14 protein-coding genes and 1 tRNA gene are annotated in these 18,438 nt (G+C 49.8%); 5 read left to right on the top strand and 10 right to left on the bottom strand.

Annotated features, from left to right (window positions below):
* Window positions 1-128 precede the first annotated feature (128 nt).
* The 7 genes from F454_RS0101775 to F454_RS0101810 form a co-directional block, all read right to left on the bottom strand.
* Window positions 129-695, bottom strand: coding sequence for a hypothetical protein (locus F454_RS0101775; RefSeq protein WP_018968904.1), 567 nt, complete (start codon window positions 693-695; stop codon window positions 129-131).
* 15 nt (window positions 696-710) lie between these two features.
* Window positions 711-2,174: an Asp-tRNA(Asn)/Glu-tRNA(Gln) amidotransferase subunit GatB gene (gene gatB / locus F454_RS0101780; protein ID WP_018968905.1), complete on the bottom strand. Its 1,464-nt coding sequence runs from the start codon at window positions 2,172-2,174 to the stop codon at window positions 711-713.
* Between the two features lie 61 nt (window positions 2,175-2,235).
* Complete coding sequence (locus F454_RS0101785) at window positions 2,236-3,039, bottom strand: hypothetical protein (protein WP_018968906.1); 804 nt, start codon at window positions 3,037-3,039, stop codon at window positions 2,236-2,238.
* 193 nt (window positions 3,040-3,232) lie between these two features.
* On the bottom strand, window positions 3,233-3,994 hold the full coding sequence (locus F454_RS0101790; protein WP_018968907.1) for an exodeoxyribonuclease III: 762 nt from the start codon (window positions 3,992-3,994) through the stop codon (window positions 3,233-3,235).
* A 29-nt stretch (window positions 3,995-4,023) separates the two neighbouring features.
* Entirely contained in the window at window positions 4,024-4,737 is a 714-nt protein-coding gene (locus F454_RS0101795; protein ID WP_156817083.1) for a hypothetical protein, read from the bottom strand.
* An 83-nt stretch (window positions 4,738-4,820) separates the two neighbouring features.
* Window positions 4,821-5,192 (bottom strand): HesB/IscA family protein, encoded by a 372-nt coding sequence (locus F454_RS0101800; protein WP_018968909.1) that lies wholly within the window; start codon window positions 5,190-5,192, stop codon window positions 4,821-4,823.
* Between the two features lie 568 nt (window positions 5,193-5,760).
* Complete coding sequence (locus tag F454_RS0101810; protein ID WP_156817084.1) at window positions 5,761-7,344, bottom strand: hypothetical protein; 1,584 nt, start codon at window positions 7,342-7,344, stop codon at window positions 5,761-5,763.
* 704 nt (window positions 7,345-8,048) lie between these two features.
* On the opposite strand from F454_RS0101810, the gene F454_RS0101815 reads away from it, so the two are divergent.
* Both F454_RS0101815 and F454_RS0101825 read left to right on the top strand, forming a co-directional pair.
* Entirely contained in the window at window positions 8,049-9,293 is a 1,245-nt protein-coding gene (locus F454_RS0101815) for a hypothetical protein (protein ID WP_018968911.1), read from the top strand.
* Window positions 9,294-9,838: 545 nt separating this feature from the next.
* Window positions 9,839-9,915, top strand: a tRNA-Pro gene (locus tag F454_RS0101825).
* A gap of 256 nt (window positions 9,916-10,171) precedes the next feature.
* On the opposite strand, the gene F454_RS0101830 is transcribed toward F454_RS0101825, so the two are convergent.
* The 3 genes from F454_RS0101830 to F454_RS0101840 form a co-directional block, all read right to left on the bottom strand.
* Entirely contained in the window at window positions 10,172-11,119 is a 948-nt protein-coding gene (locus F454_RS0101830) for an MBL fold metallo-hydrolase (RefSeq protein WP_018968913.1), read from the bottom strand.
* A gap of 108 nt (window positions 11,120-11,227) precedes the next feature.
* The gene (locus F454_RS13820; protein ID WP_018968914.1) at window positions 11,228-11,869 is read right to left on the bottom strand and encodes a SanA/YdcF family protein; all 642 of its coding nucleotides are present in this window, start codon (window positions 11,867-11,869) and stop codon (window positions 11,228-11,230) included.
* A gap of 33 nt (window positions 11,870-11,902) precedes the next feature.
* Window positions 11,903-12,370 (bottom strand): phage regulatory CII family protein, encoded by a 468-nt coding sequence (locus F454_RS0101840; RefSeq protein ID WP_018968915.1) that lies wholly within the window; start codon window positions 12,368-12,370, stop codon window positions 11,903-11,905.
* Between the two features lie 126 nt (window positions 12,371-12,496).
* On the opposite strand from F454_RS0101840, the gene F454_RS0101845 reads away from it, so the two are divergent.
* From F454_RS0101845 to F454_RS13825, 3 genes are all read left to right on the top strand, one after another.
* Window positions 12,497-14,458, top strand: coding sequence for a nitrilase-related carbon-nitrogen hydrolase (locus tag F454_RS0101845; protein ID WP_018968916.1), 1,962 nt, complete (start codon window positions 12,497-12,499; stop codon window positions 14,456-14,458).
* A 247-nt stretch (window positions 14,459-14,705) separates the two neighbouring features.
* Window positions 14,706-16,388 (top strand): 30S ribosomal protein S1, encoded by a 1,683-nt coding sequence (locus tag F454_RS0101850; RefSeq protein WP_018968917.1) that lies wholly within the window; start codon window positions 14,706-14,708, stop codon window positions 16,386-16,388.
* A 285-nt stretch (window positions 16,389-16,673) separates the two neighbouring features.
* Window positions 16,674-18,407, top strand: coding sequence for a GspE/PulE family protein (locus tag F454_RS13825; protein WP_169334288.1), 1,734 nt, complete (start codon window positions 16,674-16,676; stop codon window positions 18,405-18,407).
* Window positions 18,408-18,438 lie beyond the last annotated feature (31 nt).

An 18,438-nucleotide genomic window follows, 5' to 3' on the forward strand; every position in this document is an offset into this window, starting at 1 on the left:
TACTTTGTGAGGCAAATCGCAAGTGATGTGGAGCATAAATTTGTCGAACTTGGCGGGGGAGAGCGACTATTTGAGTGCCTCTATCGGTGGGGGCTAGCAATTGCTAACAAGCGGCAATGGATCAAGGGCTATTGCTGAGCCACCTCGAGCATGACTGGGTTGAGCGGGGCGTGGGTGAGCTCGCTAAAGTCTGTCGCTCGGTTAGCGTTTGGGGCGGCTTCGCGGAGCTCAACGACCCAGCGCATGAATGGCTGCGATTTGTAGCCGAGGTAATCGGCCATGTTTTCGAGCCCTTTGGTGCATTGGATGGTGATGGTATTGCTGCCGTTGGGGAATTTGCCGCCGGTGATTGCGAGGGTGTTCGAATCGCCCACGTATTTGCTGACTTCGTTGGCATCGCCTATGTTTGATTTGAATAGGACTCGGAGTGTGCCGTCTGAGTTATGATTGGAATCGATGGTGATGGTGGCTACTGGGATGACTTCCTCTTTGGCATTGGTGATCCAGTAGGTTTCGATTGCGTCGATGTGTAGCCACTGCCCCTCGGCGGGGATGTCCGACTCGTATGGTTCGAGAGCCGTCATATTCCCGATACTTGAGAGGTAGTAGAGGGCCCCGAGACCAAGAGCGAGTAGCAAGAGGCCTGAGAGGCCAATGAAGAGGAAATCTTTTGCGGTGGTCTGGGGTTTTGTCATGCTGTGTGGTGGTGCTTAAATTGCGAGTTTCTTTTGGACGTATTCTGAAACCATTTTTGGGTTGGCTTTGCCTTTTGATGCTTTCATGACCTGACCGGTGAACCAGTTAGCAGCTTTCGCATTACCTCCTTTGATTTCTTCTACTTTGGCTGGGTTAGCAGCAATGATTTCGTCGATGATAGATTCGATGGCGGAGTTGTCGGCGGGTTCGAATCCCATGTCTTTGGCAATGGCAGCTGGTTTGGATTCTGGGTTGTCCCAGAGTTTGGCGAAGACGTCTTTGGCTTGGTTGTTGGAAATCGTACCGGCTTCGATGAGTTCGACAAGTTCCTTGAGTGCCTCTGGCTGGATGGGGTTCTGGTCGATGCTGAGGAAGCTTTCGTTGAGCTTGCCGAGCACGGTGTTGATGATCCAGTTGGCGATTTTCTTACCAAACTTTGAGCCTGCTGCAGCTTTTTCAAAGTAGTCTGCGAGGACGAGGTCGCTGGTGAGGACTCCGGCATCGTATGCTGAAACACTGAAGTCGCTTTCGAAGCGATCGCGTTTGTCGTGTGGTAGTTCTGGAACGAAGGCTCGCATTTTTTCTACCATCTCTGCTGTATTGACTGGGAGGAGGTCTGGCTCAGGGAAGTATCGGTAGTCGTGAGAGTCCTCTTTGATACGCATCACGGAGGTTTGGCCGGTATTGGGGTCCCAGCGGAGGGTTGCTTGTTGTTGTTCGATCCCCATATCGAGTTCTTCGATTTGGCGGTCGATTTCGTAGTAGATGGAGGCGCGGACCGCGGAGATGGAGTTGAGGTTTTTGATCTCTAGTTTGGTGCCGAGGACGTCGGTGCCGTTCTTGCGAACGGAGATATTCACGTCGCATCGCATTTGGCCTTTTTCCATGTCGGCGTCTGAGATTTTGCCGTACTGGAGGATTTGTTGGAGTGACTTGAGGTAGGCGTATGCTTCTTCGGCGCAGTCGATGTCTGGCTCAGTCACGATCTCCATGAGTGGGGTGCCGGCACGGTTGTAGTCGATTACCGAGGCATTGGCGAGGTGGGTGGATTTGGCGACATCTTCCTCAAGGTGGATGCGGTTCATCTGCACTACCTTGCCAGGGTTTGGTATATTTTTTTGTGCGTCTTTGTGGTAGGCCAAGTCGTAGAGTGGCACGCCACCGCCGCCGCAGAGCGGGAGGTCGAACTGGGTGAGTTGGTAGTTCTTTGGCATGTCTGGGTAGAAGTAGTTTTTGCGGTCCCACTTCGACACTTCGGGGGTGGTGCAGTTGAGCAGCATGCCTGCGAGGATGGTTTGCTCGATAGCGTGCTTGTTGAGCACGGGGAGAGCGCCGGGGAGGCCAAGGCAGACGGGGCACACGTTGGTGTTGGGCTCATGGCCGTAGCCTGCACGGCAGGCACAAAACATCTTGCTTTCGGAGTTGATTTGACAGTGAACTTCAAGGCCGATGGTGGCGATGTAATCTTCTCTTGGCATAGTAAATCGTTGGTAAATTGGTAGGGCTGGCGTGGCTGCCAGCGGGTTGTTGCTGATTGGTCTAGCGAAGCTTGAGCACTTGTTCAATATCGATCTGCGCAATTGCCAATTGTAGTTGTTCGTCAGCTAAAATTTCCTGGGCCTTTGGGTTGAGCATGAGCTCGGTTAGCTTGCCTTCTTTGAGTTGTTGGAGGATTTCCGGGTCTTCTAGAAATGCTTGAACTTTGGGGTGTTCGAGTGCGCGTTTGACTTCGGCATTTTTGGCGATTTTTTTAAAGGCTTCAGGGTCTTTGGCTTTAATCTCGCTGAGTTGAGCGAGGGTATCGGTGGCATCGTCACTGGAGCCGATAAGTTTTTGGACTTGGCTGCTGAAGGCGCCCTTGATTTGTGGGGCGGCGGTGTCGGTGACTTCGTTGAGTTTTTCCTGGATTGCGGGCAGGCTGGATTTGACCCATTCAGGGCTCTTTTCAATAAACTTTTTATTTGAGCTAATGATGACCACGGCAATGCAAAAAGCTCCGAGTAGGCAGACCCCAGCAATAATGGTGAACATGGGGGGGCGTTGGCCATTGGGGCCATTGGGCACGGGATCGTAGAGAAAGTGGGTGATGTACTTGAGCCCGAAAAAGCTTAGCAAGGCACAGATGCAGCCTATCAAATAATGGCCGTAAACAGGGAAGTTTGGCCAATGCTGTGGCGCGAAGTGGTTGCTGGCAGCAAAGCCCAAGAAGCCGCCAAGCACGAGACCGACGAGGCAAAGTAGTGCATAGAAGAGCTTCAGCACACCCTTGATCAAGCAATACGATACAATCGCAATGGCGATGCAGAGCAGTACTGCTAGTACCCAATTTCCTTCCAAGTCCATCTAGCAATGAAGAGTATCGGGATGATCCGATAGGTCGATGAAAAAAATGGGCGACTAGCAATGAGTGCTGGCAGGGTTTGTGGCGAAGCTTGATGGGTGACTTTGGGGCGCCTTGCCTGTGCCTGTTAGGCTATGATGTGTGCATCGAATGCGTCTTCTGCCATCCCTGCTGAGTGTGGATAGCGTCAGGGATTTATTTCAGCTGAAGTAGCACTGGGCAGTGGTCTGAGCCAAGAACTTGGTCGAGAATGCTAGCAGATTCTAGCTGTTCAGCGAGGCTGCTAGAGGCACAGAAATAATCAATTCTCCAACCCACATTTCTGGCTCGAGCACCGGCGCGGTAACTCCACCAACTGTATGCTTCTGTGGTGTCTGGGTGGAAGTGTCTGAAAGTGTCGATGAAGCCGGCCTCTACGATGTTATTAAAGCCTGCGCGTTCTTGGTCACTGAAGCCAGGGTTCTTACGGTTTTCTTTTGGGCGAGCAAGGTCGATTTCTTGGTGCGCGACATTGAGGTCGCCACAGAAGATGACGGGTTTGTTTTTTTCTAGTTCTTGGCAGTAGGCGAGGAAGGCGACATCCCAAGAGCAGCGGTACTCGATGCGCTTGAGGGCATTCTGAGCATTGGGGGTGTATACGGTGACCAAGTAGTAGTCGGGATACTCGGCGGTGATCACGCGTCCTTCAGTATCGTGTTGCTCGATACCGATGCCATTGACGACACTGAGTGGCTTTTCTTTGGAGAGAATGAGCGTGCCTGAGTAGCCTGGCTTGTCTGCAGCATTCCAGAATTGGTGGTAGCCGGCGAACTCAAGTGGGAGCTCGACTTGTTCTTCGCGCGCCTTGGTCTCTTGGAGGCACAAGACATCGGGGTTGGTGTCTGCAAACCATTGAGCAAAGTCTTTTTTGAGCACGGCGCGGATGCCGTTGACGTTCCAGGAAATGAGCGTTTTCATCGGGTTGTTATGTTCTAGTTGGTGGGCTGCTAGGGGTGAGATTTCCCCCAAATTTCAAGTGATTCTGGCGGGGAGATCATGAAGCTTTTGCCATTGGGGGCTGAGACTTCCTGGGCATAAACTAGCGGGACGCAGGTCAGCGAGAGAATGGGGTCGTCGCCACTGCGCTGGATGCGTTCGACGTGGAGCACGGAGAAGTAATGAGGGTTTTGGCGGATTTCGAGCAATCCACCTGTTTGGAGCCACGCGCGTGCCTGGTGGGGAGCCTGCGGGAGGATGAGGTGGATCTGAACTGGGTAGGGGGTGAGGCCGTCGTAGCCATCGTGTGTCACCATGGCTTGGAGGCTGAGGATGAGGCCTTGTGGGATCAGGTGGCTGGCGTTGAGTTGGGCGGCCTTGAGTATCTTGAACGAGCCTTGGACGTAGGTGTTGTAGCGGATGTCTTTGTGATTATTGATGTAGACGCGCTTGAGCTCGCTATTGAGGGTCTTGACCTCTTTCTCGTCAAGTTGGCTAAACTTTTTGTAGAGGTTTCGAGGATTGAGGGTGTCGCCTTGCGGTGGGAATAGAGGGCTGTGCGCCTCGATCATTTGTTCGCGACCTAGCGCCTTGAGGATCCGGTAATTGCGCGGTTCATGGGGATTGCCAAAGACCTCGAGAAAGAACAACCAACTCCAGATGGCGAGACATAGAGCTACGAGGTTGGCGAGTATCCACCAAAAGTGTGGTGGTTTCGCCTCCAAGATGTTGGTGACAAGTGACGAGTGTTTACGCTGCTTGGCCACCGTGATTGATCAATGCGAATTCCCAGAGGGGTAGAGGGGGGCTACTTGCAGTCGTTGGCAGGGTCGTAGCTGCCTTCCTCGCCTTTAGCTTCAAATGAAGTGCCGCAGCCACATGAACGTGAGGCGTTCGGGTTCTGCAGGCGGAAGCCTGAGTCCGAGAGTGAGTATTCATAGACCAATTGGCAGCCTTCGAGGTATTCAAAGGATTCTGGGTCGATGTGGACAATGGCGCCATCTTGCTCCAAACTTTGATCCTTGGCTTCTGCGGCTTTGATCTCCATCACGTATTGCATTCCCGCGCAGCCGCCCTTTTGCACGGAAAGGCGAAGGCCATGGCCGGCTGGGGCGTCGTTCTTGGCGAGAAGGTTTTTGAGTTCCTTGATCGCTGACTGTGAGAGTGTGATGATTTCCATAATTTGCTGGGCTCAACATAGGCGAGCAATTCCGATTCATCCACTGAAACTTTTGAAAAAATGCAGGTGCTTGGTATTGAATCACTCAGCAAGCACGGAGCCCTAATTCTGCTAGGCTAAGCTATTTCTAGCTTGCCTTGGGAATCGCGGCGATTATGGTCGCATCCAGTTCGGGACTTGGCGCAGTTTGGTAGCGCGCCGCTCTGGGGGGAGCGGAGGTCGCAGGTTCGAATCCTAATGCCTGTGTGCGTGGTTCGATTTTTGTTTTTTGTAACTTTTTTACTATTAGTTATTTGTTTTGTTTTTTTCGCAGCACTGTGCCGCCATGTTTTTTGATAATACGTGGTAATTACAGCCTATGTTGCATCGTAATTACACGAAAGTCGTATGATTATTTGCGTGATGTTTGATCGACTATGAGAATAAGGTTCATAATTATCTATAGGTGAAGGGGTGTCTGCCGCGCGGCTTTATGCAAACGATTGTTCAACTGTTGTAGGGGAGCAATAAAAAGCCCCTTACGTATTTCAACATAAGGAGCTTTTAGAGAAAATGTAAATGGATGTATCTATTGCAAAGCTTTGTTCAGTAAGTCAGCTTCTTTGAGTAAGGGGGTCAAAGTGACGATCTGTACAGGGCTAAGATCCATTTGTTGAAGTAATTTGACTCTTGATGTTAGCGCTTGAAGACCAGCCTTTATTTCAGGTAATTCGGCACTGTTATCTACTTTGTATGTTATAAGAGCGTTCTCATTTACTGAAGCCTCACCCCCTTTATCTGTGGCGTTTATGCTGTATTGCGAACTGATCTGCTCGATCCCTCCCCCCATAGTATCTTTCAAAGACTTTAGATCGTATTTTGTATCGGAGATTAACTGGTCTATTAGATCTGTCTGAGAGCTTAAGATTGTAGTAACAAGAGTTTGGCGTTGAACCGAGTCTAGTAGTTGAGCCTCTTCAGATTCGAGCATTTTAAAGGCTTTCTGAGGGTTCTTTTTAGCTAAATCTTCTATGCCACTTACTAGTAGTTTGAGTGTTTGATTAGTTTCATCCGATCTTTCAGCCATTATACGTGTTTCAACAGCACCGAGGTTCGGGTAGTCTGGATACCTTACTGAGAATGCATTAAACTGTAGACTGGCTTGTCTCGCGTCACGTCTAGCTAGATAGCCAAGCTCTTTTGCCTCGACGTTAGCAGCGTCATGCTTGTTTTTTAGGTAGGCAATATCAGGGGTAATCTGTCTCTCTACAATTGTGACTATTTCACGGTCAGTAATTTGTGTTTGAACCTTGCTTAAGGAGTAATTTATTTTTTCTAGAGCTGACCAATATCGATTCATTGCAACTTCTGCATTCATTTTGCTGCGTATTGCAGCAGCAATTTTGGTAGCTTTTGCGATGACTTTCTGTCTTTTAATAACCTCTTTCTGCTTTTGGGCTATGTCTAGGTCATTGGTATAGGAGCGAGTGTAGACGTTGCATATGGCAAAAGCTGCTTCTACTTCGTCAGCGTCGATGAGCAGATCTAGCAGCCTGAGTGTGTCCTTTTTAAGCTGCTCTCCTGAAGCAAGGTCAATAGAGGCTTCGTTTCTTTTAATTTTTCCTGCTTCGCTCTTGAGCTTTGCCAACTCTTTTTCAGCTTGCGCTATGATACTGGCATTTCTCACACATTCTCTATGTGCTTTTGTGCCTTGTTGTACTCCCCGTGTCCGATTAAAAGTTAGTTTATCAATTTTAGCGTTGGCTGTGGCGACGATCTGTTTGTATTTCGCGTATTCTGCACGTACTTGATTTTTTCTAGATTCATTTTGTTTAGATGAATGAGAAAGTGCAGAGTTTTTTTGGTGGTGGGGCATTGTGCCTTTGGCTAAATCGAGCATCACGTTTACTCCTAAAACTTGATATGAATTGGGTGCATAGTCGGGGTTGTTTAAAAAGTCTTCCCCAAAATTGACAGACGCTTCCATATCATTTTTACGAAAAGCATTTACTACGTTTTTCCATGCTTGGGTAGCGCTGGCATCTTCTAGATTTGTGACATCAACTTCTGGAGATAGTAGATCGTCCAATTCGTCAGCAAAGCTAACGGGAGCTATTGATAAAATTACTGATGAGCTTAGTAACAGAGTTTTAAAAAAAGGGGGGAAAGACATGTGCGTGTAGGTGTAGTATAGTTGGGTGTTACGATAACTCAATATGTGGAGAGTGGATCCCAATGTGAAGAAAAAAATATAGATAAATGGGCTAACTAGTAAAATGAGTGAATTCTTCGCGCATCGTGATTGATTGTGAGTGTTGACTTGTCTTGGAGGGAGTTTGATAAAGTGATTCTTCATTTGTGCTAACAGATGTTGATGTGTGAGCTTTATGAAGTTAATGTTTTTTGTCGTTTCTTGTTGACAATGTTGTATGTAATGTTAGCATTTTAATCGTGATTTTTGATTTTAAATATCACCAAGGCAAGTCTTTGGGGGGAGAGGTTCGTAACCTCAACTTGCTGCCATATATAACTATATGAATTATTTATTTTTTCATTTTTTATAATTCCGATGAGTTTTTTCGGTTGTATAAAAAGTGAATATTTTTAAATACTATATTTAATTGTTTCGGAAATGCATTTCAATTCCTTAATATGGTTGTGGAGGTTTCTTTTATAAGAATATTTCTAGATGAGTTAACTATCAGTTCTTATGAGCAGGTATGTATGCTTTTCGGAAATGCCTACAATGCTATATAGTATGTGTAGTATCTAGTAAAAAAGAAACATAATAGGTGTTCCTTTGTGTGCCTTCTCTTCTGTTCTCTTTGTTGCGAGTGTTTTATTCATTTAGTTATAATGTAAATATAAAATATTATTATGGCGAATAAAAAAGAAAAGAAAATAGTAGTTTTTTTACCCAAAAAGAGTAAGAGGATTTTTAAGTGTTTATATGATGAATTCCCTAAAACAAGTAAAGGTAAATATGCTAACTTTAAAAAATCTGTTGCATTTATTACTGAGTATATAAATCTTTCGAAATCTTTAGGTTTTAAGTGTGTTAGTATGAGTTCAACATATATTAAAAGTAAATATGGAGATGTGGTGTATGAATCATTAATTAATGGATACTTGTCTAAAATAGTGGTAAGAGGTGATGCATATTCTAATGATTTTGGTAAAGGGTTTTGTAAGTCTTTTAAATTAAAAGATGAATATATGAAGTCATCGCTGTATCACGTCAAGATCTGTGGAATTAATATTTCAAGAGCCAATAAGTATTGGTTTCCTGATGAGTCTAAGGGTTTTCTCAATAGGGATTTGGTAGAGAAAGGGCTTAATTCTCTATCGATTGACAATAAAGACTTTGGTGAGCTTGATGCAGATATCTATATGTCGATGTCAAAAAATTCTGTAGATCTAAAGGACTGGAAACTTTCAAGAAAAGATCGTGTCTACAGTGCTGTGACGAATATGAAGAAAAGCGTTCGGCGTTGTTTACGGATGAATGGTAGCCCGATCACATGGGTAGATGTTAAATGTTGTCAGCCATACTTAGCCCTCTCTTATCTTAGTGATGAAAGGGAGTACAGGATCTGGTCTAACATGTTGGACCGAGACTTTTACAACTCAATTCTGAAATTTAATAAATTTTACGAAGGTTTAGGTAATGATCGAGCAAGGATGAAGCAGCTGGTTTCAGCATTTCTAGCAGGTTGTGGTGATGGTACGTCGAAGTATCCATTAGGCAATTGCAAGTATGATGACCCTGATGAGCTAACCAATGATGAAAAGCACGCCATTCACCAATTCATGAAAAGAGCATTTCCCGTTTTTTACAAAGAGCATAAAAAAGGTCGAAAGGAAAAGCACAGCTATCTGTCTTTGGCTCTCATGAAGCTGGAGTCAGATGTTATTATCGACAGAGTATTGCCTGAGTTAGATTTTGATGCTGTTACCATTCACGATTGCATAGGTTGCGAGCCTAAGAATGCTGATAGACTCAAGCAAGTCATGATGGAAAAATTTGAGGGGGCTATAGGTGTCTCTCCAAAGCTTGATGTTGATAGTCCTGTAAGCTTCCTCCAACTGTACTTTATGTTGAGTGGGCTGGTGGTGGCTTAGATAGAACGCCACAGCATCAAGGAGGGTGCTTTTCTGTTTTAATTTGGCAAAGGCGTCTTCAGCCATTCTCACATCAATAGCCGTAAGATGAGTGGTAACATGGTTAAGGGGTTGGTTTATATCTTTGTTTAAACGAAGCAGGGCAACAAAGCACTCAGCATCTTCAAGGTATTTGAATTTCTTTCTTTTCCATTTTCCATCCTCCTTCCAGCCCTGCACTAGATGACTATGGTAGCGTTTTCCGTTCTTCGTCTCAGTGTATTCTCTGATACTTAATTTAGATAGAGTGTGAGTAGGCTTAGATTTGAGGTTTTTATTTTTGGAGATGTTCATTTTCGGGGCTAACAAGCTCCAAAAAACATTGCACGAAGATCACACGAAGCTCGCTAGCATTGAGCAAGCACGACGAAGGAACGACAAACTTAAAGCCTTGCCAGCGATTGATAGGGATACAAATACTGGCTACCTCGTCGCGATGTTTTCTTATGCACAGCACTATTTCTAGCTTGCCTTGGGAATCGCGGCGATTATGGTCGCATCCAGTTCGGGACTTGGCGCAGTTTGGTAGCGCGCCGCTCTGGGGGAGCGGAGGTCGCAGGTTCGAATCCTGTAGTCCCGACCATTTTAAAAACGCCAGTCTCGATGGAGGCTGGCTTTTTTTATGCCGCAAGGATGAGTAAGCTGTTCGACAGCTGAGCGTGAATCACGCGATCTTACATGAGAATGCGGAGGAGCATGTTGTTAATAGCAGATCAGGAACGGAGTGACAATGATCCTGGAACTCTTCGCATTTAGGAATGGTGATAGCTTTTGGGACCCGGCGTTTTTTGCCTATCTTTTCCGAAGGGTGGCGTGGGGTGAGTGCGGCTTGGTTGAGCCTAGCCACGGGTGCCTTGACGGTATTCTAGACCTTCGAGTTCGATGCCAACGCCTTCATCGAGGATGATGATGCGGTCTTCAAGATTGAGGCGCTTGGCCTCTGCCATGAGCCGTTGCTCTGGCTCATCGACGGGTTCATTGCCGAGCGGGAAGGTGCGGTAGTGCATGGGGATCATGAATTCTGCACCGAGTTCAAGGAAGGCTTGGACGGCTTCTTCTGGGTTCATGTGGACATCGCGGCCACTTGGGGTGTTGTAGGCGCCGATGGGGAGAATGGCGATGTCGATATGATGCCGCTCGCCTATCTCATTGAAGCCTTCAAAGTATGCGCTATCGCCGCAGTGGAAGATGGTGATGCCGCCGGAGCGGACGATGTAGCCACCGTAGTCGCGGTGGGTGTCGTGGATGTAGCGGGCACCCCAGTGGTGGCAGGGTGTGTGGATGACCTCGAGCTCACCAAAGCGAAGTTGGTCCCAGATTCCCATTTCGATTACGCGGTTGAATCCTAGTTTCTTCACGAGTGCGCCATTGCTCTGTGGTACGACGATGCCCTCGCGAGAATCGACGATTTTGAGCGATTTCTTGTGCATGTGATCGAAGTGGGCGTGGGAGACGAGAACGAGGTCGACGAATGGGAGTAGCTTGATGTCGAGTCCTGGCTGGCGCTGGCGTTTGACAAATCCGTGCCAGAGCGCCCAGTTGGGGTCGACGAGGACTGAGGTTTCGGCAAATTGTAGTAGGAAGCTGGCGTGGCCGATCCAAGTGACGCGGGCTGTGCCAGTGGGTGGCGACTTGAGTTCTGGGGCGTTGGTGCTTCCTTTGCGGCGTTTGAAAAACTCGCTGGCGATCACCTTGCCAAAGAAATGGATGTTGCGTTTGACCCATCCGCGGCGGGGCTTAACCCCTGAGTAGTTTTGGCGTTCTGGCTTTGGATTGTTACGAGGCATGGGTGATGGGTGAGTGCTCGTGACATCATGCCTCAGCTTTCGCTAGATTGCAAATGTTGGAGATGGCGAATCTCTGCGGAGATGCGGATTTTTTGGGTGCTGCCGGGATCACTCGCCTGGCTTGGCATCGCCGATGGGTTGTGGCTGGCCGAGGTGTTTGGCCTGGGTGTCAAGTAGGTGGATGTCGAGGAAGGCTTTGGCTCGCGCAAAGATTTCGCGCATTTGCGTCTTGGTGCCTTGGTTGGTGGTGACGTCGGCGGCTGGGTGGGCGACGATATCGACGCCGAGGGCTTGGCCTAGGTAGATGGCGCGCTTGCTGTGGAAGGGTTGGGAGACGAGGAGGATGGATTCTTCTTTGAAGACCTCTTTGGCGCGGACGACGGAGTCGAGCGTGCGCAGGCCGGCGTAATCGCAGATGATCGCGTGTTCTGGAACCTTGGCTGCCACTAGCGCCTTTTTCATGGCGGTGGGTTCATCGTAATAGCGGTCAGAATTGTCTCCACTGACGAGTAGGAATTGCACTTTGCCTGCGTGGTAGAGCTGGGCTGCGGCGTCGATGCGGAATTTGAAGTAGAGGTTTGGGCGGCCATCAATGAGGGTGGGGGCGCAGCCGAGTACCAGGCAGACTTTGCGTTCGGGGACGGCGTCGAGCGTGTATTCTAGGCGAGGTGCAGCTACTGATTCGACTCGCAAGTAGATGAGGCCTAGTGCCAACAGCCCGCTGGCTCCGAAAGCGAGAAGGAGAATCATGAGGGATTTTAGCAAACGCACGACAGAGGGGGGCTAATCTTCGTCTTGGTGCATGCGTTCGAAGTTTCCTTCTTCACAGCAACGAATAAAGCCTTCGGTGTGGCCTTTGAGGCGGTTCCAGATTTTGCGTAGATCTTCGGCTTCATCCGGGGTGATCGAGTTGTCAGAGGCGGCGTGGGCAATCCGGCTGAGGAGGTCGGAGAATTGGCTGACAATTTTATTGGTGGCTGGGAGGTAGTGGCTGGTGTCGACCTCGCTGGCATCTGCGTGGGGTACGAAGTAGCCACCGCATTGGTGGGCTAGGAATTCGATGAGCTCACGGTGTTGGGTGAGTTCGTAGATTTGGAGAAGCCTGTCGATTGGGTTTTTGCTGCCGGAGCCTAGCTCTGATTGTTCTTGAGCCCACTTATAGACGAGAGAAAGCGAGACCCCGAGCTCTGAGGCAACGGCTTTTGGGCTCGTCTCTTTGAATGCATTACGGAGGACTTCGTGGGATTCCATGCCTACGAGCTGTAGATTGTCTAACGAATATTGCAAGGAGGGAGTCGACAAGAATCAAGTCGATGTTAGCCACAGGTTAAGAGTTTACTTGGGCTGGGAGCTGTGGAAGTCTATGGGACATTCATTATGAAAATTCTTCGAGTAGCAGCTGCGAGTGTGAACCAAACGCCGATGGATTGGCGGGGGAATGCTGCGCGTTTGATTGAGGTGATTGAGTCAGCGAAAGCTGAGGGGGTGCAGGTGCTTACCTTGCCTGAGCTGGCGATCACAGGCTACGGCTGTGAAGATGCGTTTTTGATGCCGAATACCGTGGAGCGCGCCGAGTCTGTCTTGGCTGAGATTTTACCGCACACTTCAGACATGATGGTGTGTGTGGGGATGCCATGGCGCCACCGTCATGCCTTGTTTAGCGTGGCGGCGATAGCTGTGGATGGTGCATTGGTGGCTCTATCGGCGAAGCAGCACCTCGCTGGGGATGGGCTGCACTATGAACCGCGTTGGTTTAGTGCCTGGCCCGCAGGCGAACAGGCAGAGGTGAGGTGTTGTGGCTGCAGCGTGCCGATGGGCGATGTGGTGGTGGATCTAGAGGGTTTGAAGGTAGGGTTTGAGATTTGTGAAGATGCGTGGTCTGCGACGCGGCCGGTGAATGCGCTGAGCCGCTATGGGGTGGATGTGATTTGTAATCCGAGCGCGAGCCACTTTGCCTTTAATAAGCAACGTCTGCGTGAGCGATTCATCAATGAAGGGGCTCGCTGTGCAGGAGCGGCATATCTTTACGCCAATTTGCTTGGGAACGAGAGTGGGCGTGTGATTTTTGATGGTGGCCCACTTATTTCGAATGCTGGCTCGATTGTGGGCCGTGGTGATCGCTTTAGTTTCCAGCACTCTACGCTGGTGCAGGCAGATGTCGATGTGGACGTGAATCGGGCCAAGCTGGCGGCTACTGCGAGCCGAGTGGTGGAGGTGCGGGATTGCTTGCGCACGGTGGTGGTCGACTGGGCTCCTACGTATTTGCAGAAGGCTGCCTCGATCGAGCATGCAGGTGAGGCCTGGGAGAAAGAAGAGGAATTTGCCCACGCGGTGGGGCTCGGGCTATTTGATTATTTACGCAAGAGTTACTCGCAAGGGTTTGTGGTGTCATTGAGTGGAGGCGCGGATTCCTCTGCGGTGGCGAGCTTGGTGGCGATAGCGATGCAGTTAGCGTTAGACGAGCTGGGTGAGGCAGGGGTGCGCCAACGGTTGTCTCACATCGAATTAGCTGATGCTTCTGGTGAATGGATGAAGCAGCTGCTTGCCTGTGTCTATCAGGCATCTGAACACAGTGGCGATGCCACTGAGGAAAGTGCCCGTGAGTTGGCGCGCGCACTCGGAGCGGACTTCCATCGCTGGTCGATTGCGAGCCTTGTGGATGATTACACCGATAAACTACAGGCTGTGCTTGGCCGCGAGCTTGATTGGGATCACGACGACCTGGCGCTGCAGAATATTCAGGCACGCGTTCGTTCTCCGGGGATCTGGATGATGGCTAACGTGCGTCGCGCCTTATTGCTGTCGACGAGCAACCGCTCTGAGGCTGCTGTGGGCTATGCCACGATGGACGGTGATACCTCGGGTGGGCTTAGCCCGGTGGCTGGTATCGATAAGGCATTCTTGCGACAGTGGTTGGTCTGGCTTGAGCGTGTTGGTAGCAAGCGCATTGCCAAGGTGGGAGCGCTTCACTTTGTGAATGGTCTGCAACCGACTGCTGAGTTGCGTCCGGCTAGTGAGTCACAAACTGATGAAGGAGATCTCATGCCATATCCCGTGCTCGACGCGATTGAGCGTGCTGCGATTCGTGATAAACAAGCACCATTGGAGGTCTACCTGGGCTTGAAGGATAGCCTGAGCAAGTACCCAGCTGGGCAGCTCAAGTCGTGGGTGATCAAGTTCTTTCGGCTTTGGTGTGTCAACCAATGGAAGAGGGAGCGCTATGCACCATCGTTCCATGTGGATGATGAGAATTTGGATCCTAAAACTTGGTGCCGATTCCCGATCCTTTCGAGTGGATTTAAGGCTGAGCTCATAGAGCTCGAGAAGTTCGAGTCCTAGAGCCTCGGTGGCTTCTTCAGCCGAGCGGGGGGGAGATTTGTTTTTCTGTGACGAAAAAACCTTAAAAAAGGCGTTTATTCTGCTTGCTTTGCGGATGTGAACAACTAAATTGCGTGCCCCTTCTCGAAGGGGAAAACAACTCGATCAAGGCCTTTCCTAGGTGCGGATGTTGGAGCCCCGGTTCCGCACTGAAGATTCTGGGGCGATTCTGAAAGGTTCTTGAATCAACAACTAAACAAAACAAACAATGAGCATTAATGCTGAACTCTCAGAACTTATTGATTCTAAGTTCCGTGAATTTAAAGAAGGTACCATCGTCAATGGTACTATTATCGATATCCGTCCACAAGTGGTCCTCGTAGATATCGGTTACAAGTCCGAAGGCGCAATCGCAACTCAAGAATTCGAAGACGAAGAGATTGAAGTTGGTGATGGCGTAGAAGTTCTCCTCATGAAGCTTGAGGATGACAACGGCATGGTCGTACTCTCCAAGGAAAAGGCTGCACACAAGCAGAACTGGGAGAAGATCGTCAAGGTTTACGAAGATGGTGGCCTCGTTAAAGGTAAGGTCAAGAGCGTGGTCAAGGGTGGCCTCATGGTCAACGTTGGCGTGGAAGCATTCCTTCCAGGTTCACAGGTTGACATCATCCCACCAAAAGATCTCACCGAGTACGTCGGTAAGGTATTTGAATTTAAAATCGTTAAGGTCAACGACGAGCGTAAGAACATCGTTCTTTCACGTCGCGAAGTGATCGAAGCAGAGCGCGCAGAAATGCGTCAGCAGTTCCTCCAGACTGTGGCTGTAGGCGACAAAGTAGAAGGTCTTGTGAAGAACATCACAGACTTCGGTGCTTTCGTTGACCTTCAGGGCATGGACGGACTTCTTCACATCACTGACATGTCATGGGGCCGTATCTCACACCCATCTGAGATGCTCCACATCGGTCAGTCACTCGAAGTGCAGATCCTCGACGTAGACCGCGAAAAAGAGCGTGTTTCCCTTGGTATCAAGCAAATGCAGGACAACCCATGGGCAGACATCGAGTCTAAGTTCCCAATCGGCCAGCAGGTCAAGGGTAAGGTCACTAAGCTTCTTCCATACGGTGCATTCATCGAAATCGAGAAGGGCGTCGAAGGCCTCGTTCACGTTTCTGAGCTTTCATGGGTCAAGCGCATCACACGTCCATCCGACGTGCTCGAGCTTGGTCAGGAAATCACAGCTGTGGTTCTCGGTATTTCAATCGACGAGCAGAAGATCTCTCTCGGCGTACGTCAGCTCGAAGAGAACCCATGGGACGCGATCGAAGCTCGCTACCCAATTGGTCAGCGCATCACAGGCGCTGTGCGTAACCTCACTACATACGGTGCATTCGTAGGTCTTGAAGAAGGCATCGACGGCATGATCCACGTGTCCGACCTTTCATGGACACGCAAGATCAACCACCCATCCGAAGTTCTCAAGAAGGGCGACGAAGTGGAAGCAGTGGTTCTTTCCATCGACAAAGAAAACCAGCGTGTGTCACTTGGCGTGAAGCAAGCTGAGAATGATCCATGGGCAGACATCGACGACAAGTTCAAGGTAGGCGACCTCGTGAAGGGTCAAGTTGCGAAGATCGCATCCTTCGGTGCATTCGTAAACCTTCAGGACGACATCGACGGCCTCATCCACATCTCACAGCTCTCCGAAGAGCATGTTGAGCGCGTGAAGGACGTTGTTAAGGTTGGTTCCGACGTGGAAGCACGCGTGATCAAGGTGGACAAAGTCGAGCGTCGCATCGGTCTTTCCATCAAGGCAGTTGAGTACTCAGAAGCAGAACTTCGCAAGGAGTCACAGTCCTTCGAGACACTCAAGCCATCCAGCGAAATGGTTGGTCTCGAGCAGGCATTCAACCTTGCCTCTGGCGAGGAGTGGAGCCCATCCGAAGACTAATTCTTCCGCAAGGAACACTAGTTCAAATCAAAAGCGTCTCGGTTCAGACCGAGGCGCTTTTTTTGTCTTTATTGCGGGGTGGTGGTGGCTGAGCGTGATCCTGTGGGCAATGGTACTGGTTGTCTAAGTCGAGTGACGCGAGTGGTTTTGTTAGGAAACGTGCTGGGTGCTTGATTTGATGGTAAATGATCGGGCCTATTATGTTCTTGTGCTCATGAGTGCAGGGGATACAAAGGGGTATTCACATTCTCGCTCAATTTGGGTGAGGAGAGTTAGAGAATGCTTATGAGTACAATCCAATCAAGGCCAAGAATATCGAGGCAGCTTGTGGAGCTTGCGATGGCAGCGGGTGACACGGCGGAGGCGAAGCTCAGCGAGGTGGCTGAGGAGGCTCTTAGTCTGAACGTTTCGATGATTGATGCATTTTTGGACCAGGAGTTGGTGAATGAGGAAGTATTTTTTGGGCTTCTGGCGGACAAGTTTGCTTCTGAATTGATTGGTTCTGACGTGGTGCTGGATCCTGATGCCAAGGCTCAGGAGGCATGTTCCGCAGCTTTGGCTATTCAGTACCAAGTGGTGCCGCTGTCGCTCAAGGATGGGGTGTTGAGTTTGGCGAGTTATGATCCGTATCGTATTGATGCCCGTCAGGTGTTGAGCCGAGCCTTGCCTTACGCGCTGGAATGGAAGCTGGCAACACGGCGCTTCACTCGCAGTAGCTTGGGGGCGATCTATGGGATCGGGGCAGATACGTTTGAGAAAATTTTGGCAGGTCGTGATTCTGATGACGATGCGGTCCTGGAGTCGGATGAAGCATCTGAACTGGATGATGAATCTGAGGACGCTAGCGTCTTGCGTTTTGTGAATCAGATCATCAAGGAAGCGTTGAGTCATAAGGCTACGGACATTCACATTGAGCCGCAGGCTGAGGAATTGCGGATCCGCTACCGGGTGGATGGGAAGTTGCTCGATGTGCCGGTGCCGAGCAAAATCAATGCGCTTCAATCTTCGGTGGTGGCACGATTAAAAATCATGTCGCGACTGGACGTGGCTGAGCGCCGCCTCCCACAAGATGGGCGTATTCATTTGAAGAGTGGCGGCGACAGCATTGACGTGCGTGTGGCCACGGTGCCCTCAGTGGAGGGGGAGACCGTGAGTTTACGTCTACTCAACCAGCAGCGCTTTGATCTCTATGGACTGGAGCTTGAGGAGAAGGTGCAGCAGAGTATTGAAGACGTTCTTTCGGCCTCCCACGGAGTGATTTTGGCCACTGGGCCGACGGGGTCAGGTAAGTCGACGAGTCTCTATTGTTTCCTCGATTATTTAAATTCTCCGGAGACCCGAACGGTGACCATTGAAGATCCGGTAGAGAACAAGCTCCCTGGGATTGTCCAGATTGCGGTGAAGCCTGAGGTCGGGCTCACCTTTGCGAAGGGGTTGCGTTCGATTTTGCGTGCGGACCCTGACAATGTGATGATCGGGGAGATTCGTGATACCGAGACAGCTGAAATCGCGATTCGCGCGTCGCTGACGGGGCATTTGGTCTTCAGCACCTTGCACACGAATACTGCTGTGGGTGGGGTAAGCCGCCTGATGGATATGGGTGTGGAGCCGTTTCTTTTGTCTGCATCAGTGCGCGCGTTTATGGCGCAGCGCTTGGTGCGTCGACTCTGTCCACATTGTGCTGAACCGGCGAGCGATTGGTCGAGCGAGCGTGCGCGTGCGCTTGGAGTTCCTGAGGGTATCGTGCGCCTGCCGCATGAGGTGAAAGTGCCTGTTGGTTGTTCGGAGTGCCGCCACACTGGATACCGTGGGCGCATCGCGATCTACGAAATTTTTAAGATCTCCGAACCAATCCAGAATTTGATTGCGAAGGAGGCGGATGAAAACGAGCTCATTGCCCAGGCTGTGCGTGAAGGTTTCGAACCCATGCGTGATTATGGATGGCGTAAAGTTCTCAAGGGGGTGACCTCAGTGGAGGAGGTCTTATCAGCCACCCACAAAGGGGAAGCAATTAGTTAAGCCGCGCGTTGGATTGCAGCATTTTTTGGGA

Origin of the sequence: Rubritalea marina DSM 17716 (assembly GCF_000378105.1) — a bacterium.
In the GTDB taxonomy this organism is placed as follows: domain Bacteria; phylum Verrucomicrobiota; class Verrucomicrobiia; order Verrucomicrobiales; family Akkermansiaceae; genus Rubritalea; species Rubritalea marina.

Bases quoted from the DNA above. Each gene is read 5' to 3' on its own strand.
- F454_RS0101775 (WP_018968904.1), bottom strand. From the start codon at position 695: ATGACAAAACCCCAGACCACCGCAAAAGATTTCCTCTTCATTGGCCTC.
- F454_RS0101810 (WP_156817084.1), bottom strand. From the start codon at position 7,344: ATGTCTTTCCCCCCTTTTTTTAAAACTCTGTTACTAAGCTCATCAGTA.
- F454_RS13820 (WP_018968914.1), bottom strand. From the start codon at position 11,869: ATGATTCTCCTTCTCGCTTTCGGAGCCAGCGGGCTGTTGGCACTAGGC.
- F454_RS0101785 (WP_018968906.1), bottom strand. From the start codon at position 3,039: ATGGACTTGGAAGGAAATTGGGTACTAGCAGTACTGCTCTGCATCGCC.
- F454_RS0101840 (WP_018968915.1), bottom strand. From the start codon at position 12,370: ATGGAATCCCACGAAGTCCTCCGTAATGCATTCAAAGAGACGAGCCCA.
- F454_RS0101790 (WP_018968907.1), bottom strand. From the start codon at position 3,994: ATGAAAACGCTCATTTCCTGGAACGTCAACGGCATCCGCGCCGTGCTC.
- F454_RS0101800 (WP_018968909.1), bottom strand. From the start codon at position 5,192: ATGGAAATCATCACACTCTCACAGTCAGCGATCAAGGAACTCAAAAAC.
- F454_RS0101850 (WP_018968917.1), top strand. From the start codon at position 14,706: ATGAGCATTAATGCTGAACTCTCAGAACTTATTGATTCTAAGTTCCGT.
- F454_RS0101830 (WP_018968913.1), bottom strand. From the start codon at position 11,119: ATGCCTCGTAACAATCCAAAGCCAGAACGCCAAAACTACTCAGGGGTT.
- gatB (WP_018968905.1), bottom strand. From the start codon at position 2,174: ATGCCAAGAGAAGATTACATCGCCACCATCGGCCTTGAAGTTCACTGT.
- F454_RS13825 (WP_169334288.1), top strand. From the start codon at position 16,674: ATGAGTACAATCCAATCAAGGCCAAGAATATCGAGGCAGCTTGTGGAG.
- F454_RS0101815 (WP_018968911.1), top strand. From the start codon at position 8,049: ATGGCGAATAAAAAAGAAAAGAAAATAGTAGTTTTTTTACCCAAAAAG.
- F454_RS0101845 (WP_018968916.1), top strand. From the start codon at position 12,497: ATGAAAATTCTTCGAGTAGCAGCTGCGAGTGTGAACCAAACGCCGATG.